Source organism: Bacillus salipaludis (genome assembly GCF_004358205.1).
The window spans coordinates 143210-160997 of the sequence record NZ_SMYO01000003.1; the positions used below are offsets into that span (position 1 = coordinate 143210).

Sequence of the window (17788 nt, forward strand, 5' to 3'; positions counted from 1 at the left end):
AAGCCGAATGGCCTGGGGAGTTGTTGTTTTAGAAAACAATTGTTTTATTTTGATGTACAATAATTCGGTCTTCCAGATGCCATTTTACAGCGCGTGCTAATACACTTCGTTCAATTGTGCGGCCGATTTTCTTTAGGGATTCAACATTGTCACGGTGATCGACTCTTGCTATATCTTGTTCGATAATAGGACCTTCGTCCAAATCATTCGTTACATAGTGTGATGTAGCCCCTATCAATTTAACGCCGCGGTCATATGCCCGTTCATACGGTCTTGCCCCAATAAAAGCAGGTAAGAATGAATGATGGATGTTAATAATTTTATGCGGGTTTGCTGCTACAAAGTTCGGTGTCAAAATTTGCATGTAACGCGCAAGAACAATGAGATCCACATCATGTTCTTTAAGAAGCTGCAACTGCTCTTTTTCTACTTGTTCACGGATATCTTTATTAGCTGGAATATAATAGAATGGGATATTAAGCCCCTCAACGACATATCTTGCTGCTTCATGGTTACTGATGACTAGAGCAATATCGGCCATCAAATCGCCGCTTTGCCACTCCCATAACAGTTCCAAAAGACAATGCAATTCTTTTGATACAAAAATAGCTGCTTTTTTCACCTTAAATACTGGTGTTAACGTCCATTCCATTGAAAACTTTTCAGCAATTTCTGTGAACTGTTCTTTCATTTCGTTTGCTTTTTCTTTTAAAAAGGGGCATTCGAACTCAATGCGAATGAAAAAAACTCCACCCTCAGGATTGGTTGAGTACTGACTGGATTCAATGATATTGGCATTATGGGAAAATAAAAATTGAGAAATCGTTGAAACAATCCCCGGCTGGTCGGGACAGCTGACAAGTAAACGCCCGCGGTTTTGATTCCGCAGTTTAAATTGTTCAATTTGTTCTTTGAAATTAGAATTCATGATGTTTTAAAACCTTCCTATTAAGTAATGAAAATTATTATACCTTAGTCCGCGTTTAATGTTAAGAATTTTCATACTTACTTTCTTATGAGGACAGTTTTTGGGCAACAGTTTTATGTTTTCTGGAAAAAAATTGTTCAATCGGTTGGTATGCGAATTCTTTCAGGAAACCACGATAATTTTTCCGACAAGTTTACCACCTCTCCAATAATTATCATGGCAGGATTGGTCATGTGATTTTCTTCTACTATATTTACAATTGTTTCAAGTGTTCCAATCACCGTTCGTTGTTCACTTGTTGTTCCTTGTTGGATGACGGCTACAGGAGTGTTCGGAAACTTGCCGTATAATTCCAATTGGCTACATATATATGGAAGATTCTTGATTCCCATATAAATTGCAAGGGTATCAAAACCATGAGCTAAATAGTCCCAACGAATGTTTTTCGGCTTCCCATTAACACAATGCCCTGTTACTACGGCAAATGATTGACTTATATCTCGATATGTAACTGGTATTCCAGCATAAGCAGGTGCCGCTATTCCAGACGTAATACCGGGAACTACCTCAAACTCAATTCCATATTCGGCAAGTATCATTGCCTCTTCACCGCCACGGCCAAAAATAAACGGGTCACCGCCTTTTAACCGAACAACGGTTTTCCCTTCCATCGCTTGTTCCACCAATAATTCATGTATAGCGTCCTGAGAGACACAATGGTTTCCCGGCTCTTTTCCGCAAAAAATCAATTCTGCTTCGTGTCTTCCATAATCAAGAAGTACCGGATTCACCAATCTGTCGTATAAAATAACATCTGCCTGTTGAAGGCATTTTGTCGCTTTTACAGTAATTAAATCTGGGTCGCCAGGACCTGAACCGACTAGATACACTTTCCCCTTTTTTTGTTTCATTTTTCCACACCCCTTCTAACCAGCCGTAACTATTGCAAACTTGCATAAAATGATCGGTAATATTTTTAAGAAAACTGCCTTTCAACCACTGGTCAAAAGACAGTTTCTTCTATCACTCTTCAAATAATAGATAAACCTGATCACTCTCAATCAATGTTTGATAGGTTGTCACACAGCCTCTATCCGGCTTTTGAACCTTCCCGTCATCCAAACAGATTTTCCAATCATGCATCGGACAAAAAACAAATTCTCCGCTCACCATGCCCTCACTTAAGACTCCGCCTTTATGGGGACAGCTGTTCTCTACTGCCCGAACCGTTCCACTGGATAATTTAAATACAGCCACTTCTTTTTTCCCAATACATACCGTTTTTCCAATCCGCTCTTTCAGCTCATGGATGGAACCAATTGATATTTTTGTCACACTTTTGCTAGCCATCAGCTATTTCCTCCTTTATCATGTAATTTTTAAGACATCACTAGTGTCTCAAACAATTGCTTCTTCACCTTTTCATCCTCAGCTATTTCCTTCCACGGATCACGCAGGACGGACAATGCTTCCTCCATCCGTAAATTCAGCTCCCTCCGTTTCTGCAAATCGTCAAGGACCGAACGGATATGTGTTAGACCAACACGTTCAATCCAAGCAGATGTACGTTCCAAGTAGTTTGCTGTTTCACGGTAATATTGCAAGTAAGCACCCGTAATCTCGACAACCTCTTCGTCGGTTTTGACTTTATAAAATAAATCCCCTCCGCGGACATGGGTTCCACCGTTTCCGCCAACATAAATTTCCCATCCGCCGTCGATTCCAATAAATCCTATATCCTTGAAACCTGACTCTGCGCAGCTTCTTGGACAGGCAGAAACAGCCATTTTTACTTTATGAGGCGTTTGCAGACCTTCGAATTTCTTTTCCAAGACAATACCAAGCCCCATCGAATCCTGGGTTCCAAATCGGCAAAATTGTTCTCCGACACAAGTCTTAACTGTTCGTAGTGATTTTCCATAGGCGAATCCAGATGGCATGTCGAGATCCTCCCAAACCTTTGGTAAGACCTCTTTTTTAATGCCCAATAAATCGATTCGTTGGCCGCCGGTTAATTTTACGAGCGGTATTTCATATTTATCAACAACATCAGCAATTCGGCGTAAATCGCTTGAATTGGTGACACCGCCATACATACGCGGTACAACAGAGTAGGTCCCGTCTTTTTGAATATTGGCATGCATCCGCTCATTCACAAATCGCGATTCTCTTTCGTCCCTATGTTCAATTGGATGAACCATTCCTAAATAGTAGTTTAATGCGGGGCGGCATTTGGAACAGCCTTCCTCCGAACTCCAACCAAGGACATACATGACTTCCTTAATCGTTGACAGCCCCTTAGCCCTTATTTCTTCCACCACTTCATCCCTTGATAAAGTGGTACAACCGCAGATGGCTTCTTTTTGAGTTGTTTCCACAAAAGCGGAACCGAGCGTGTGCTGCAAGAGATCAGCTACAAGCGGTTTACAGCCCCCGCAGGATCTAGAAGCACTCGTACACGCTTTGATTGCATCCACTGATGTGCAGCCTTGCTGCTGTATCGCTTGAACAATCGTTCCTTTTGTTACCCCGTTACAACCGCAAATCATTTCATCATCGTTCATAACAGCGACTAGACTGCTGCCTGCTTCCTCATGCAACGGTTGTAAAATCGTTACCTTTTCCGTGTCTGAGATATCTGCTTTCTTTTGAATCATGGAAAACAACCGATTCCCCTCGCTGCTATCACCAAACAACACAGCGCCAACGATTTGATTTCCACGTAATACGATTTTCTTGTAAATATTATCCTGGTCATCGAAGACCTTGATTGCTTTTTTACCTTCTCCCTCGATGAAGTCCCCTGCAGAAAATACTTCTACACCTGAAACCTTCAGTTGAGTGGATAATATGGAGCCTTTATATGGATTGGTTTCAATGCCACAGACGGTTTTCGCTAATACTTTTCCTTGTTCATACAAAGGGGATACCAGACCATAAACCATTCCATTATGCTCAGCACATTCGCCCACTGCATAAACATGAGGGGTATTGGTTTGCAGATAGTCATTCACCACAATCCCGCGATTGACAAGAATTCCACTTTCCTTTGCCCATTCACTTTTTGGCTTAATCCCAACAGCCATTACGACTAAGTCTACTTCAATATCTGTTCCATCACTAAACCTTAATCCTTCCACCCTTTCATTCCCATAAATCTCTTGGGTTTGTTTCTCAAGTAAAAACTTCATCCCTTGTTTTTCTAACTCTGTTTGTAATAGTTTGCCGGCTGTATGATCGAGTTGCCGTTCCATTAAGTAGGGTGCAAGATGGATGACAGAAACCTCCATCCCTAAGTTTAATAGCCCCCTTGCCGCCTCAAGTCCTAATAACCCTCCGCCGATTACAGCCGCTTTTTTATATTTTTTTGAAGCTTCGAGCATTACTTCGGTATCTTTTATATCCCGAAAAGCCGTAACTCCTTCTTTCTCCACCCCCGGTATTGGAAGGATGAAGGGCACTGACCCTGTTGCTATAATTAGCTCATCATAAGGTACAATTCGGCCTAAGTCTGTTACCACCACTTTTTTGGTTGAATCAATTTGGATTACGGTCTCTCCAGTAAATAGTTTAATATTGTTTTCTCGATACCAGTCCCAGTCATTTAATGTAATATCCTTAACTTCTGTGTCTCCTTGTAAAACCTTGGAAAGGAGAATTCTATTGTAGTTGGGATGCGGTTCGCTCCCAAAGATAGTAACCTCAAAAGCTTCCTTTGAAAGTTTTAAAATTTCTTCAATCGCTCTGACTCCCGCCATGCCATTCCCAATGAGAATCAACTTTTTCTTTTCCACCAGATATTCCTCCCTTTGAAAGTTTCTTCACAAACTATAACACAGCGCAATCAAAACATGACTGAACATGTTAGGTTTTCTAACATTGAATTTTAAGAATTTTTTTAAAATAATTTTTTCATCAATAAAAACCTGGGTCACTTAACCCAGGCACCGTTCATGTTTATTTAATTGACCGGAAAATCTACAATCGGACTTATTCTAACAGCACTCACTTTAAACCCCGGCATTTTACAGTCAGGATCTAGTTTATCAGAAACAAGGAGATTAACATTTTGCGAATCTGCCCAATGAAACGGAACGAAGACCGTATCATTACGAATCGTTTCTGACCATTTGCTTCGAACGATAATACTTCCCCTTCTCGATTCAATTTTCACTAAGGACTGGTCCGAAATGCGGTACTTTTTCGCTGTGACTGGATGAATTTCCATGAATGCCTCTACATTTCTAGCCGCTAAGGCGGCACTTTTTCTCGTTTGTACACCAGTTAAGTAATGAGACATGACGCGACCAGTTGTTAAATACAGAGGAAACTCATCGTTTACCATTTCCTTATGAATAACAGGCAAGTTAGGCACGACCACCATCGCTGCCTTGCCATTTTCATGAGCAAAAGAATTTTCAAACAGCACATCCGTCCCTTTATGGTTAGTGTCTGGACAAGGCCAAAGGATTCCCCCTTCATTTCGGATTCGCTCGTAGGTGATCCCGTAATAATCGGCAATTCCACCGCGGCTGGCCATTCTTAATTCGTTAAAAATATCTTCCGCAGACGAAAATGAAAAGTGATCCCTCTTTCCAAGAACCCTCGCAATCTCACAAATAATTTGCCAATCATGCTTTACTTCATCCGGACAAGGATAGCTTGCTTCCCGTAAGGTCACCCGCCCCTCTAGATTCGTCATCGTTCCTTCATCCTCCAAGTATGAGGACGAGGGTAAAATTAAATCTGCTAATCTCGCAGTTTCTGAAATAAATAGATCAACCACTACAAAGAATTTTAATTTTTTCAGTGCTTCCTTTACGAAATGAGCATTGGGATTGGAGACAATCGGATTGGAGCACATTAAAAAAAGCCCCGTGATTTCACCTTCATGGATTTTCCCCATCATTTCATAAGCAGAAACTCCTTTTCTCGGCAATTCATCCTTGTTGATCCCCCACACACTAGCAATATAGGCCCGATGTTCCTCGTTTTCAATAGAACGATACCCTGGGAGCTGGTCTGCTTTCTGACCATGTTCTCTTGCACCTTGACCATTGCCCTGACCAGTAATGGCAGCGTAACCGGAATTAGGTTTTCCGATTTTTCCAGTAGAAACAAGAATATTCAGGAAATTACGAACAGCCATCACCCCATCTGTTTGTTGCTCTACCCCTCTTGCTGTAAAAATCATTCCTGATGCTTCCTTACCAAACATAATTGCTGCTTTTCGAATTTTTTCACGCGGAACCCCTGTTATTTCTTCAATTTCCTCTAAGCTTAATGACAATACATAGCTTTTTACTTTTTCAAAGCCATTTACCCGGTCTTTGATAAATGTTTTATCAACATAGTTTTCCTCAATGATTACCTTTAGCAATCCATTTGCTAAAGCTGCATCTGTTCCCGGCTTCAGTTTTAAATGTAAGTCAGCCATCTTGGTCGTTGCTGTTTCCCGAGGGTCAATGGCGATCAGGTAAACCCCGTTCACTTTTGCTTTTTCAAAATATGGGATGATGGTCGGCTGGCATTCTGCAATATTGGTTCCCGCTAAAATGATACAGCGGGTAAAAGGAATTTCTGACAATCTATTTGTAAACCCTCTGTCCATTCCAAAGGTTTGAGTCGCGGCAGAAGCAGCTGCAGACATACATAGCCGGCCATTATAATCAACGTATTTCGTTTTTACTGCTACACGGGCAAATTTCCCCAGCAAATATGCCTCTTCATTTGTAATCGATGCACTCCCATAAACAGCTAAGGCATTTCGTCCGTCTTCCCTTTGGATTCTTGTAAAATTTTCCTTAATGTGATTTAACGCTTCCTCCCAGGAAACACGGACAAATTCTCCATTCACCTTTAACATAGGATGCTTCAATCGCTCCCTGCTGAAGGCATGTTGATGGGCATTCATACCCTTAATACATAGACGCCCTTCAGAAGTGGGATTTTCTTTTCCAAGCGTCAAATATTTTTTTCTTGAGACAATGGATTGTTCCACTAAGGTCATCTTACATTGCATGCTGCAATAGGGACATTGCGATTCAAATAGTTTTTCTGATTGGACCTTTTGTTGTTTCGTCCGGAAATATTTTAATAAAAGTTCCGTCAAGACTCTCACCCTTTCTTTTTTAAACTTCTTTATAAAACTGCCTTCCTTATGGACGCCTCTTCGCCTAAACGATCTAACAATTGCTGGCGATGTTCGTCGTCAAACAAGACTTCTCTGACATGGATAAGCCCCGCTCGTTCCATCCATTTCCCCATCTTCTCCATATAATTGGCACTTTCCCGATAATATTGAATACAACCGGAGATCATTTCTATTGCTTTTAGATTGGTTTCAGCAATGCATAACAACTCGCTAGTGCGTGCATTGCCTCCGCTCCACCCGCCGACATAGATTTCCCATCCTCTGTCTATCCCGATAACGACTAGATCATTTATGGTTGAATCGGGTCCATTATGAATACAAGCAGAAACAGAGATTTTCACCTGAGAAGGTGTTAAGAGGAATTCAAATCTGTTTACCAGATCATTTGCCAATTCAAGTGAGGATTTTTTTTCACAGTTACATGTGAATTTATTCACTTGATGAATTACATTCATCCCATCATAATCAGTAAGATTACTTTGTTTGTTCTCATATTCAGGGTCGATCATAGTTAAATAATAGTGAATGGCAGGTCGGCAAGTTGTACAACCAGCCCTGTTCTTCCAAGCCAGTTCATCCATCACTTCCTGTAAAGATGATAGACCTTGAACCTGCATTTCAAGAACAACTTCCTCTTCAGTCAACGAAGTACAGTCACACATTGAGGTCTCTTTGACCAGCTTTTCTTCAAATTTATCGCTCTGAATATAGGAAAGAAGCTTAGCAACTAACGGCTTGCAGCCACCACAAGAGCCTGACGCCTTTGTGTATTTTTTTATTTCGTCGACGTTCGTTAATCCGTTTTTTTGAACCGTATCAATAATAGCCCCTTTCGTGACCCCGTTACAATTGCAGATCATGGTATGGCAAGGCATTATAGCAACCGTACTTTCCTCTTGATTAGCAGGTTGAAGCAGTGTCAACTCTTCCCCATCAGGTACAACCTCTTGATTCACAATCATTTCCAGCAATCTCGTTTGGTCTTTTATATCTCCGAATAAGACGGCACCCATCATCTTTTGATCTTGAAAAACAAGCTTCTTATAAACTCCTCCCGGTCCATCATAGAGATTAATAGACTTTGATGCCTCTGTTTCGGCAAACATCCCGACAGAGAATACCTCCACACCTGATATTTTTAATTGGGTGGATAGGATGGACCCTACATACCCTTTCGTGTCCTGACCGCAGATCCGTTTCGCCAGTATTTTCCCTTGTTCATACAAAGGTTTCACCAATCCATAAACCATCCTGCGGTGTTCAACACATTCTCCAACTGCATAAATATTTGGTGCACTTGTTTCCATATAGTCATTGACAAGAATCGCCCGGTTTGTATTGATTCCGCTATCTATAGCTAATTGGACATTTGGTTTCACCCCTACTGCTATCACAACCAAATCGGTTTCAACGTCAGTACCATCTTTAAAACGAAGCCCCTCTACTCGGCTGTTCCCGATGATTTCTTTTGTTTCTTTTTCAAACAGAAACTTTACCCCTTGTTTTTCTAGGTTATTTTGCAGCATTTGGGATGCTGTTTGATCGAGCTGCCTTTCCATGAGGAAGCTCCCATTATGGATTACCTGTACATCCATCCCAAGATTGAGCAGCCCACTCGCTGCCTCCAGGCCTAATACTCCTCCACCGATTACGGCTGCTTTTTTATAATGCTTCGATGCTTCGATTATTCTCTTGCAATCTTCAATGGTCCGAAATGTAAACACTCCATCCTTATCTGCACCAGTAATAGGAAGGAGGAACGGGACGGAACCGGTGGCTAGAATCAAATGATCGTAGGAAATTTCACGATTTTGATCGGTTTTTATCACTTGTTTCTCTTTATCTATTTTTGTTACCGTTTCCCCTGTAAAAAGTTGAATCTGATGTTTGTCATACCACTCTCGTTCATTTAAGGTAATCTCTTTGAATGTTTCCCGCCCCTGCAGAACTGATGACAAAAGAATCCGATTATAGTTCACATGTGACTCACTTCCAAAAATCGTAATATCAAATTGAACATGTGATATTTTGATTATTTCCTCAATACATCTCACACCCGCCATACCGTTGCCAACTAGCACTAGTTTTTCCTTCTCCATTTATAAACCTCCAGCTCTTTTTAAAGATGGTTAATATTACGGGATAAATAACACACCTATTATTCCATAAGTCCAATTGAAAAAAATCATACATGTTACATTTTCTAACATAGAAAATTCATTATTAAAAACCGTGTTAGATTTCTTAACAGAAAAACTGACAATTCCGGAACTTAACGATTACGCTTAAGCAGACAAAAATTTCAAAAACGGAGGTTAAAGAAATGAAAAAAGAGATTAGCTGGATTTTATTTATATTTTTACTAGGGAAAGTATGGTTCTTAAAGAATCCAGGTATCGGTTGGTAAGGATATTTCTCAAAGGGAGTGTTAGAAGATGAAAATATCAGATTTAAGAAAAAGCGGTCATACACCGTCATTAGTTGCTTCATTTTTATACTTTGATGTAAGTTTCATGATTTGGGTGATGCTGGGGGCACTTGGAGTTTATATTACAAGGGATTTTGGCCTTTCCCCTTCTCAAAAAGGGTTGATTGTCGCAATTCCGATTCTAAGCGGTTCGTTTTTCCGGATTGTACTTGGGATCTTAACCGATCGCATCGGTCCTCGTAAAACCGCCATCAGCGGGATGCTTATTACAATGGTTCCACTTTTATGGGCCTGGTTGTTTGGGAAATCCTTAATCGAGCTATATTTTATCGGAATTCTGCTCGGTATAGCAGGTGCAAGTTTTGCAGCAGCCATTCCAATGGCAAGTCGCTGGTATCCACCGCACTTACAAGGTCTGGCAATGGGGATTGCCGGTGCAGGAAACAGCGGAACGCTATTCGCCACTTTATTTGGACCGCGGATTGCAGACCAAATTGGCTGGCATAATGTTATAGGGTTGGCTATTATTCCACTTTTATTGGTTTTTATTATTTATAGCTTGATAGCCAAGGATGCTCCATCGCAGCCACAGGCAAAACCTATCGCCCAATACTTCAATGTTTTTAAAAAGAAAGATACTTGGTTTTTCTGCATGCTTTATAGCGTCACATTCGGCGGATTTGTCGGCCTATCCAGTTTTTTGAGCATCTTTTTTGTGGACCAATATGATTTATCAAAAGTAAAGGCCGGGGATTTTGTTACCCTTTGTGTAGCTGCAGGGAGCTTCTTCCGCCCTGTTGGAGGATGGATTGCTGATAAAATTGGCGGGGGCCGCCTTCTAATCTTTTTGTTCATTGGGGTGACGCTCATGATGTTTGGTGTAAGCCTGCTTCCCGGATTAACCCTGGTGACCATTTTGTTATTGATAGGCATGCTTTGTCTTGGGATGGGAAATGGGGCGGTTTTTCAATTGGTTCCGCAGCGATTCCAAAAAGAAATTGGGATGATCACCGGCATTGTTGGAGCTGCAGGCGGGGTTGGCGGATTTTTTGTTCCGAATATTTTGGGAACACTTAAACAATTTACAGGATCGTATGCAGCTGGTTTTTTGGTTTATGCGGGGGTCAGCTTTGCAGCATTGTTAGTGTTAACAATTGTCCAAGTCTCATGGCGAAAAGCACTGGTATCGAAAGAAGCTTCCGTTAAAATTTAGATCCTAAAAATAAAAGAAGACATGTGCCAGCGAGCATATGTCTTCTTTTAGTTAATTTCATTCCTGCATTTTAACGCTTACCTTGCTTTTCCCTTTCAATTCCCCTTCTGACTGTTGGTCCTTTTTTATAAAAAAGGAAAGAATGAGTCCAAGCAGTGTAAGTATGGAAACCACCATAAAGGCCACGTTTGCACCGTACATATCTGGATGAGAAATCTCCGGGCGCTGTTTTGCTGTTTCTGCTGTTGTGGTCATAACTGTAACAAGAATCGCAGTCCCTACTGAGGCAGCAATCATTTTCATCGTATTATCCATGGCAGCTCCATGAGGAATTAATCGTTTTGGTAGCTGGTTTAACGCAGACGTGGCGACCGGCATCATCACCATCGAAAGTCCAAGCATTCTGATTCCGTATAAGACGGTAATATAGGTCATCGTCGTCGAGGAACCTAAACGTGTAAAGGCAAAGGAAGCCGCAGTCATAATCGTTAACCCAATCATCACTAACCAACGTGCACCAATTTTATCAAACACTCTACCTACAATCGGTGCCATAAATCCACTGACCAGTGCCCCTGGTAAGAGGGCGAGGCCAGCTTCGAATGCAGAAAATCCGCGCATGTTCTGCATAAACAGAGGAATAATCGTCTCAGCCCCAATTAAACCCATAAAGCCAATCATCCCAATGATAATGGCGAACGGGAAAATGGAATACTTAAACACTCCAAATTCAAGCATTGGATGCTTTAAACGTAACTGCCTGGAAATAAATAATACTAATGAAATCACACCAATTACTAGAGAAAGGATGGTGGTCGAATTGGTCCATCCGTAATTTCCAGCAGCAGTAAATCCGTAAAGCAGTCCCCCAAAACCAAACGAAGAAAAGATAATGGAAATCATGTCAACCCTTGGTTTGGAGATCTCTGTTACATTTTTCAAGGCAATAAAGGCAATGAGGATATCGAGAAGTGCAATTGGTAAAATGATGAAAAACAGAACTCTCCAAGAAAAGTGTGATGTTACCCATCCAGACAAAGCGGGACCAATGGCGGGGGCAAAGGAAATCACGAGTCCGACCAAGCCCATTGCTGAACCGCGGCGATTGACCGGAAATATCATTAAAAATACTGTTTGCATCAGGGGAAGCATAACTCCTGCTCCAATCGATTGGATGACTCGCCCGAGTAATAGCATCTCAAAATTTGGCGCAATCCCCCCTGCTAAGGTACCCACCGCAAAAATACTCATGGCCGAAATAAAAAGCTGTCTTGTTGTAAAACGCTCCAATAAAAACGCGCTTACAGGAATCATAATTCCATTGACAAGCATAAATACTGTTGTCAGCCATTGTGCACTATTGGCCGTAACATTCATTTCATCCATTACCGGAGGAATTGCTGTAATCATCAACGTTTGATTTAAGATCGCAATAAACGTTCCCGCTAGTAAAAGTGCCACAATCGTGGAGTGTTTATTACCTGATATCACCATTCAACCATCCCCCATAGTTAATATTTAAAAATTGCCATCCTAAAAAGAATACTTTTACAGATTAACCGATTTTCTCTATTTTTTCTATTTAGTTGCTTCGGTTTCCGAAAAATTTTACAGGAATATTATATTTCGTCTTATGTACATTTACCGCTGGCAAGCCCCAACACATCGATGGTTTTATTTTTTTAAGTTTAAATGGCTATTTATCCAAAAACAAATCATATTTCCAACAATTTTCCACATAAGAAAGTAAGCGTTGGATTCGTTAAATTTTACTTTTAACAAAACATGTTTATACTGTTCTTTAGATTACAAGTTTTTACTGTGAGGAGAGTATTAAATGAATTACAAGGTTGTCATCTTAGATATTGATGGGACGATTCTTCCCCATGGAAAAACAATTAGTCCAGCCACGTTTGGTGCCATTCAGCAATTAAGAGACAAAAATATAAAAGTGGTAATAGCTACGGGTAGAGCTCCTTATTTTTCAAATTCCATTATTCACGATACGGGCGTGGATTCAATGGTCTTTTTTAACGGGGCCTATGCCTATCATGAAGGAAAAGAAATATATAAGAATGCCATTGAGAAAGAGGTTTTAGAAAAGGTTCTAACCATGTCCCATGGTTATCTGCATCCGCTTACCTTTTTAGCTGGAACTCGTTTTACTGTTTCAGACCTAAATCACCCGTTCGTGACGGAAGCGTACATGCATGACTCATGGCAGCTTGAACTGGCACCTCCTCATTTTTGGAAGGACCAAGATATTTATCAATTATTTCTTCATTGTGAGCTAGAGGATGAGGTATCCTACCAACAGGAGATTCCGGAATTAGATTTCAGAAGATGGACTTCGGGTGCTAGAACCTGTGATGTGAATTTGACCAAATCCAACAAAGCGGTCGGCGTATCAAAATTATTAGAAAAGATGGGAATTGCTCCAGATGAAGCGATTGCGTTCGGCGATGGCTTAAATGATATTGAAATGCTATCGCTGGTAGGAATGGGAGTGGCGATGGGGTCAGCACGCGATGAAGTAAAACAGGCTGCGAAAATGGTCACATTTTCTGTCGAAGAAGACGGAGTCCGGTTTGGATTAGAGCGGCTCGGGTTAATTTAGAACTCAGTCCTTCTAGGCGGTATGCTTTAGAAGGACAAAATGTGGGTTAATTGTTTGATTTTGTCCCTCCAGCGTGCCCTGGAAGGGACAGTTTCCTTGATTATCTGATGTTTTTGTCCCTCCAACCTCTCTGGAAAGACAGTTTCCTTGGTTATCTGATGTTTTTGTAACTCCAGCAACTCTGGAAAGACAGTTTCCTTGATAAATAAATGTTTTTGTAACTCCAGCCATTCTGGAAAGGAAGTTTCCTAAATAATCTAGTGATTTTGTTCCCCACCAAATCATCTATATTAAAAATAATATTTTCAAAAATATTAACAAAATCTTCAATAAAATTATCCCCAATAACGACAATCTATTTATAAAATATTATTGAGTTCAAAATAAGAAAGGGTGTGGCGTATGATCATAAAACCGCGGCTAGAACCAAAGAATTTAAAAGTGCTTAGGTCATTAAACACAAGGATGAATTTATCAGAAGATGACAGACAGAATTATCTTAACCTAAAAAAAGGTTATGAGGGAGAAGTTATGTTTGATGAATTAACAAATAAACTTCAATGTGAATGCTATATTTTAAATGATTTGCTATTTAAGGTTAATAATACACTCTTTCAAATTGACTCACTTATTATTACTCAAAAAAAGATTCACTTATTTGAGGTTAAAAATTATGAAGGGGACTATTTTTACGAAAAAGAAGCATATAATACTAGATCTAAATCTGAAATTAAGAATCCAGTTCTACAGTTGAAGCGTAGTGAATCTTTACTCAGGCAATTGCTCTATCATCTCAGCTATCATTACCCAATTGAAGCATTTGTTGTATTTATCAACCCTCAGTTTACTTTATATCAGGCCCCTCTCAACGAACCTATTATTTTCCCAACACAAATTAAACGGTACTTAGCTAAATTCGACTTGGCCCCTTCATCACTAAACGAAAATCACAGGAATCTAGCATCCAAATTACTCTCAGTACATGTTGAGGAATCCCCTTATAAAAATATTCCGTCGTATCAATATAATACGGTGCAAAAAGGACTGACATGTGAAAAGTGTCTCTCGTTTTTGAATCCCACTAACGGTAATAAGTGTAAATGTCACCAGTGCGGTCATGAAGAAGAGGTTGAATCCGCCGTTTTGCGAATGGTAGAAGAAATTAAGCTGCTATTTCCAGAAATAAAAATTACGACGAAACTGGTTTATGATTGGTGTAGGGTCATAGAGTCGAGAAAAAGAATTTGTAGGGTCTTAAAGAAGCATTTTAATATAATTGGGGCGAGGCATTATGCCTTTTATGTTGAAAAATTAAATATATAGCTTACTTATAATTTACCTTTTTAGTAACCTGGTGATTCTCTTCCATGAGGGCTTTGTTCTTTTCAGCCAACCCGGAAGAAAGCTTTCTCCCTTAAGTAAGTTTTCTGTTTTTATAGAACATTTAAAAGACAGTTTCCTATTTTATAAAAAAAGCTGTGTCCTTCCAGAAATTTTGGAAGGACACGTTTCCTTGATAATCTAATGTTTTTATCCTTTCCCCCACTCCGGAAGGACAGTTTCCTTGATAAATCCGGTTTTTTGTCCCTCCACCCACTCCGGAAGGACAGTTTCCTTGATAAATCCGGTTTTTTGTCCCTCCAGCTACCCCAGAAGGACAAGTTTCCTTTTTTCAATCAAGCTTTGTCTTTCCATTCCCCTTAAAAGACCTTTCCCTTCTGAAAAGAAGGCCTAATCTTTTAACCAAAACTAGATTACTAGTTTTATTTAATTTCCGTATCATTGATGTGAGCATCTAAGAAAGGTTTGTAGTTTGGTTCATGCAGTTTTCCTTTTTTATTTAAGATCGTTCCGATAATGAAGTATAAAACGAGCATAGGTGCACCTATATAGAATGAAAATCTTGTATCCGAGCTATAAGCTGTATAAATGGCAATTGCCACTAAAACGAATAAGCAGATGATTGTTGGAATCGGATACGTACCCATTTTGAACTTAAGCTTGTCCACAGATCCGCCTTGTTCAGTAAGCCATTTTCTAAATCGATAGTGAGAAAGGAAGCTACCGAACCAACCAAGAAGTGTATTAAAACCAGCGATGGAAATGAGCCAAATGAACACTTTATCTGGTGATACGAAGTTGGTAATTAGCGAAACCTGTCCAAGGAACAATGTGAGAAGAACGGCATTCATTGGGATCCCACGCTTATTAACTTTTGCCAATGCTTTTGGTGCTTTTCCCTCTTTTGATAATGCAACTAATGTTCTGCTAAGTGCATACACGATAGAGTTTGCCGCGGAAGCCAATGATGTCAAAATTACGATATTCATGATCGTAGCCGCACCCGGTATACCAGCCAAACCAAACAGTCCCGCATAGCCATTACTTAAAACGCTTACATTTTCAAAAGGAACAACTAATCCTATAACAGTTACCGAACCAACGTAGAAAATTAAAATCCTAAAGAAAATGGTGTTTATTGCTTTAGGCACATTTTTCTGAGGGTTTTTGGTTTCTCCTGCTGCTGTTACAACCGTTTCAACACCCAGATATGACCATATGACCCCAGTCATCATCAAGATAACCGCAGAAAATCCATTTGGGAACATAGAATGGCTGTTCAAATTGGATAATCCAATAAAGCCTTGTTTTCCAATCACACCAAAAATCATTAAAACACCAACAATGAGGAAAATGATAATTGCAATTACTTTGATGCCGGCAAACCAGTATTCAGCTTCACCGTATGTTTTTACATCGATTAAGTTTAATCCCAGAATCAATAAGGAAAGCATGATACAGAAAGCAACGGGAGGAATACTCGGGAAAAATTGGTTTAAAATCATCCCCCCTCCAACGATTTCAGCCCCGAGACCGAGAAAGCCGTTGATGCATAAATTCCAGCCAACCATGAAGCCTAATACCGGATGAACAAACAGACCGGAATAAGTCGTGTACGCACCAGGAATCGGCATGAATGTGGACATTTCGCCAAGTCCTTTCATTAAAACATAAACTAAAATTCCAATAACTAAATACGCAATAGGACCGCCAAGCGCGCCCGCTTTTGAAACAACATTCCCAGATGCTAGAAAAAGACCTGTACCGATGGTTCCACCGATGGAAATCATGGTAATATGTCGGGAGCTAAGCCCACGCTTTAATTCATGGCTTTTATTTTCCATACTTGCAAGCCCCTTCCCTTTATTCAATTCTAGTTTCAATACCTTACATCTCCTTTCACTTATCTATTCATTACAAAAGGCTTTCCAAATTTTCAGTCTTTTGTATATTTTATATTATATATTTTATTTTATCCAGTCAATAAAAAAATGACTTTGTCTCAAATGAAACAAAGTCATCTATTTTTATATTCTTTTATCTACTATCTTTTTAAAATCCTCAATAAATGCTGCTACCTGCTCCTCTTTTGTTGCCCAAGAGGTTACAAGTCGAATCGCTGAATAATCTTGGTTGACTTTTTCCCAGATATGAAAGCCATACTTCTTTTCAAGTTCAACGATCACGGAATTGGGCAAAATCGGAAAGATTTGGTTTGTGGGAGAATCAGTCAAAAATGAAATATTTTCTCCGTGAATTTCAACCTTTAGCATTTCTGCCATCCTATTTGAATGTGTTGCCAATTCAAAAAACAAATTATCCTGAAATAGTTCCAAAAACTGTATGCCCAAAAGTCTTCCTTTTGCAAGGAGCGCCCCTTTTTGCTTCATATGATATCTGAAATCTTCCTTAAGGGAATCACGGCAAATCACTAATGCTTCACCTAAAAGTGCTCCATTCTTTGTTCCGCCAATATAAAATGCATCTACCAATGCAGGTAAGTCACTTAACTCAAGGTCATTTTCCGTTGAACAAAGAGCGGATCCCAGTCTTGCACCATCCATAAATAAGATTAGATGGTGGCGTTCGCAGAATTCCCGCAATTGCACCAAGTCATTTTTCTTATAAATTGTCCCTATTTCAGTCGAATTAGATATGTACACGAGCTTTGGTTTCACCATATGTTCATCCGGATGGGAGTCCAATACGGCTTGCAAGTGGAATGGGGTTATTTTTCCATCACTCGATTCTACAGATAGAATTTTGTGTCCGGTCGCCTCAATTGCACCCGTTTCATGCCCTAATATATGACCGGTACTAACCGCAATTGCAGCTTCATGCGGTCGCAGGAATGCTGATATTGCGATCATATTGGTCTGCGTTCCACCCGATAATAAGTGAACATCGATGTCCGACCGGCCGATTCTATTCTTTATCGATTCAATCGCTTTGCGGGTATAACGATCCTCCCCATACCCCTCTTCCTGTTCGAAGTTTGATTCTATTAAAGCATTCAAAATTCTTGGATGTGCACCCTCACTGTAATCATTTTTAAAGCTGTACATATGTTACCCCACCATTTCATTTTATTCCTATTGTAACATTAT

12 protein-coding genes are annotated in these 17788 nt (G+C 40.1%); 3 read left to right on the forward strand and 9 right to left on the reverse strand.

What is annotated here, in order from left to right; genetic code table 11:
• Positions 1-28: 28 nt before the first annotated feature.
• The 6 genes from purU to nirB (E2K98_RS06120) all read right to left on the reverse strand — a co-directional run bounded on the left by purU (position 29) and on the right by nirB (E2K98_RS06120) (position 9181).
• On the reverse strand, positions 29-928 hold the full coding sequence (gene purU, locus E2K98_RS06095; protein ID WP_133333371.1) for a formyltetrahydrofolate deformylase: 900 nt from the start codon (positions 926-928) through the stop codon (positions 29-31).
• 137 nt (positions 929-1065) lie between these two features.
• Positions 1066-1839 (reverse strand): uroporphyrinogen-III C-methyltransferase, encoded by a 774-nt coding sequence (gene cobA, locus E2K98_RS06100; RefSeq protein ID WP_133333372.1) that lies wholly within the window; start codon positions 1837-1839, stop codon positions 1066-1068.
• A gap of 112 nt (positions 1840-1951) precedes the next feature.
• Positions 1952-2278 carry a nitrite reductase small subunit NirD gene (gene nirD, locus E2K98_RS06105; RefSeq protein WP_133333373.1) on the reverse strand — a complete coding sequence of 109 codons (327 nt, stop codon included), beginning with the start codon at positions 2276-2278 and terminating at the stop codon, positions 1952-1954.
• Between the two features lie 29 nt (positions 2279-2307).
• Positions 2308-4722 (reverse strand): nitrite reductase large subunit NirB, encoded by a 2415-nt coding sequence (gene nirB, locus E2K98_RS06110; RefSeq protein WP_133333374.1) that lies wholly within the window; start codon positions 4720-4722, stop codon positions 2308-2310.
• A gap of 167 nt (positions 4723-4889) precedes the next feature.
• Positions 4890-7040 carry an assimilatory nitrate reductase catalytic subunit NasC gene (gene nasC, locus E2K98_RS06115; protein WP_133333375.1) on the reverse strand — a complete coding sequence of 717 codons (2151 nt, stop codon included), beginning with the start codon at positions 7038-7040 and terminating at the stop codon, positions 4890-4892.
• Between the two features lie 29 nt (positions 7041-7069).
• Complete coding sequence (nirB, locus tag E2K98_RS06120) at positions 7070-9181, reverse strand: nitrite reductase large subunit NirB (RefSeq protein WP_133333376.1); 2112 nt, start codon at positions 9179-9181, stop codon at positions 7070-7072.
• Positions 9182-9517: 336 nt separating this feature from the next.
• Between nirB (E2K98_RS06120) and E2K98_RS06125 the strand changes: the two genes are divergently transcribed.
• Positions 9518-10723: a nitrate/nitrite transporter gene (locus E2K98_RS06125; RefSeq protein WP_133333377.1), complete on the forward strand. Its 1206-nt coding sequence runs from the start codon at positions 9518-9520 to the stop codon at positions 10721-10723.
• 57 nt (positions 10724-10780) lie between these two features.
• On the opposite strand, the gene E2K98_RS06130 is transcribed toward E2K98_RS06125, so the two are convergent.
• Complete coding sequence (locus E2K98_RS06130; protein ID WP_133333378.1) at positions 10781-12217, reverse strand: DHA2 family efflux MFS transporter permease subunit; 1437 nt, start codon at positions 12215-12217, stop codon at positions 10781-10783.
• 343 nt (positions 12218-12560) lie between these two features.
• On the opposite strand from E2K98_RS06130, the gene E2K98_RS06135 reads away from it, so the two are divergent.
• The gene (locus E2K98_RS06135; RefSeq protein WP_133333379.1) at positions 12561-13340 is read left to right on the forward strand and encodes a Cof-type HAD-IIB family hydrolase; all 780 of its coding nucleotides are present in this window, start codon (positions 12561-12563) and stop codon (positions 13338-13340) included.
• Between the two features lie 402 nt (positions 13341-13742).
• Positions 13743-14663, forward strand: coding sequence for a nuclease-related domain-containing protein (locus E2K98_RS06140; protein WP_133333380.1), 921 nt, complete (start codon positions 13743-13745; stop codon positions 14661-14663).
• Between the two features lie 440 nt (positions 14664-15103).
• On the opposite strand, the gene E2K98_RS06145 is transcribed toward E2K98_RS06140, so the two are convergent.
• Together E2K98_RS06145 and E2K98_RS06150 are read right to left on the reverse strand one after the other, a co-directional pair.
• A complete protein-coding gene (locus tag E2K98_RS06145; protein ID WP_133333381.1) occupies positions 15104-16564 on the reverse strand; it encodes an amino acid permease in 1461 nt (486 codons plus the stop codon).
• Between the two features lie 144 nt (positions 16565-16708).
• Positions 16709-17746, reverse strand: coding sequence for a threonine aldolase family protein (locus tag E2K98_RS06150; RefSeq protein ID WP_133333382.1), 1038 nt, complete (start codon positions 17744-17746; stop codon positions 16709-16711).
• Between the last annotated feature and the right edge of the window lie 42 nt (positions 17747-17788).